The 2,635-nt window shown below is 68.5% G+C and carries 3 protein-coding genes and 2 tRNA genes; all 5 read right to left on the minus strand.

Going from position 1 to position 2,635, the window contains the following annotated elements; translation table 11 throughout:
* A partial coding sequence (locus tag ACY0I8_RS17560) for a type I glyceraldehyde-3-phosphate dehydrogenase (protein WP_461395779.1) occupies positions 1–815 on the minus strand: 815 nt, incomplete at its 3' end.
* A 148-nt stretch (positions 816–963) separates the two neighbouring features.
* Positions 964–1,040, minus strand: a tRNA-Asp gene (locus ACY0I8_RS17565).
* Between the two features lie 26 nt (positions 1,041–1,066).
* A tRNA-Val gene (locus ACY0I8_RS17570) sits at positions 1,067–1,143 on the minus strand.
* Positions 1,144–1,158: 15 nt separating this feature from the next.
* Positions 1,159–1,431: an HU family DNA-binding protein gene (locus ACY0I8_RS17575; RefSeq protein WP_461395780.1), complete on the minus strand. Its 273-nt coding sequence runs from the start codon at positions 1,429–1,431 to the stop codon at positions 1,159–1,161.
* 84 nt (positions 1,432–1,515) lie between these two features.
* Positions 1,516–2,635, minus strand: a 1,120-nt coding sequence (locus ACY0I8_RS17580; RefSeq protein WP_461395781.1) for a S16 family serine protease, incomplete at its 5' end; no start/stop codon positions are given.

Consider the following 2,635-nt stretch of genomic DNA (forward strand, 5'->3'; position numbering starts at 1 on the left):
AGGCCCCGGTAGGGGCCGGCGGCGGCCTCCCGGAACAACCGTCGCACCCCGTCCGCTCCCGCCGGGGACCGAAGCCGCACCACCAGGTCGAGGCACGAGCCGGCGAGCACCGGCACGTTGAGGGCGAACCCCTCGAGGCGGCCCTCGAGTTCGGGGAGGAGCGCCGCCACCGCCTCGGGAGCCCAGGACCGGTTGGGAATGATGTTTTTCGCCGCGCTGCGGCTCCACCGGGGACCCGGCTGGGCCGTGTCGCTGAGTTGCTGATCCCCGGTCACGGCGTGCACCGTCGTCATGGTGGCCCACTCGACCCCCGGGCCCTCCAAGAGAACCCGCAGGCCGAGCCCCAGGGCGTGGCTCGAACTCGAGCCGTTGGACACGATGCGGTCGTCGGCCCGCAGTTCGTGGTCGTTTACACCGTTGATCACCGTGCGATCGATCGGGTCCAGGGCCGGGGTGGACAGGAGCACCCGGGGCGCTCCGGCCCTGAGGTGGCGTTCCAGGTCCACCCGGCGGCGGAACCGGCCGGTACACTCCATCACCACGTCGACGCCCAGCACGTCCCAGGGAACCGAGCCGGGGGTCGACTCCCGGATGTACCGGATGCGCTGGGGGCCCACGACGATATGGTTTCCCTCGACCCGGACGGGGTCCGGGAGGCGGCCCTCGATGGTGCTGCACCGTAGGAGGTAGGCGAGGCTTTCGATGTCGGCGATGTCGGTGGCGGCCACGAACTGGAGCTCGGGGTCCTTGTACCCGATGCGCACGAGGTTGCGGCCGATCCTTCCGAATCCGGAGATCCCGATCCGAATGGCCATGGGGTCCTCCTCCGAGTCGCCGGACGGGTTCGGTGGGGAAGGCGTCGAACGCGGCGTAATCTAAGGCTTCGGGCCGGAGGGGCAAGGGGCCTTTGGGGAGGGGAAAGGAAAAGGGCCGCCCGCGATCGGGCGGCCCTTTTCGAAAAGATGGCGGGAGCGACGAGACTCGAACTCGCGACCTCCGGCGTGACAGGCCGGCGTTCTAACCGACTGAACTACGCCCCCGCAAACGGGCTGTGTTGGGTTGCGGCTGGTAGGCGGAACAGGAGTCGAACCTGCGACCTCCGGCTTGTAAGGCCGGCGCTCTCACCAACTGAGCTATCCGCCTGAAAAACCGATCGAGCTAGGCGACGGTGTCCTTGAGCGCCTTGCCCGGCTTGAACTTGGGGCTCTTCCCGCCGGCGATCTGGATGGTCTCGCCGGTCCGGGGATTCCGGCCCGTGCGGGCCTTGCGCTCCGACACGCTGAACGTCCCGAACCCGACCAGGGTCACCTTGTCGCCCTTCTTCAAGGCGTCGGTGACCGTCGCCGTGAACGCGTCGAGGAACCGCTTTGCCGCCGCCTTGGACGTGTTGGCCTTCTCCGCCATGGCCTCGATCAGTTCCGCCTTGGTCACGGCCTTCCTCCTTGGTCAGGGGTTCCGGGAACAGGCGCGGGTTATAACAGGCCGCGCCCTCGGGTGTCAAGCGTGTTTTGTGGGCTACTGGAGCGCCCGGGGGCCTTCGTCCTCCACCGCCGGCCGGGGCGCGGGCGGCAGTCCCAGGATCTCCTCCACCGTGCGCACATGGCCGGCCGGACCGGAGAGGATGGCCTGGGGTTCGGCCGTCTCGAGGGCCCGCTCCAGCACCTGGTCCATGTGGTCCACGTATTCGAGCTGGAGGTCGTTCAGCACGTTGCGGGGCAGATCCAGGTCGGCCACGTCCTTTTCGTTCTCCCGGGGTAGGAGCACGGTCGTCAGGTGGCCCCGGTGGGCCGCCAGGAGCTTCTCCTTGATCCCGCCCACGGGGAGCACCTTGCCCCTCAGCGTGATCTCGCCGGTCATGGCCACGTCGCGCCGCACCGGGATGCCGGTGAGGGCCGAGGTGAGCGCCGTGGCCATGGTAATGCCGGCCGAGGGGCCGTCCTTGGGGATCGCGCCCTCGGGCACGTGGATGTGGATGTCGAGCTTCTGGTAGAAGTCCCGCTCCACCCCCAGCTTCAGAGCCCGGCTCCGCACATAGGTCACGGCGGCCCGGGCCGACTCCATCATCACGTCCCCGAGCTTCCCGGTGATCGTGAGGTTGCCCTTGCCGGGCACGAGGGCCACCTCGATCCCCAGGAGTTCGCCGCCGGTCTCGGTCCAGGCCAACCCCGTGGCGAACCCGACCTCGCTCTTCTCCTCCTTGACCCCGTACTTGTACTTGGGGGCGCCCAGGTAGCGGTGCACCACCGACGGGGTGATGCGGTGGGTCTTTGCCGTCTGGCCCTCGGTCACGACGGCCTTGGCCACCCGGCGGCAGATCTTCGCGATCATGCGCTCCAGGTTCCGGACCCCCGCCTCCCGGGTGTAGCGCCGGATGATCTCCAGGAGCGCCGCGTCCGTGAACCGGATCTGCTCCGGTGTGAGGCCGTTCGCCTCGATCTGCTTCGGCACCAGGTGGCGCTTGGCGATCTCGAGCTTCTCGAGCTCGGTGTACCCGGCGATCCGGATCACCTCCATGCGGTCGCGCAGGGGTTCCGGGATGTTCGGCAGGTAGTTGGCCGTGGTGATGAAGAGAACCCGGCTCAGGTCGTAGTCGAGATCGAGGTAGTGGTCGTTGAAGGTGTCGTTCTGCTCGGGG

Source organism: Deferrisoma sp., assembly GCF_054681715.1.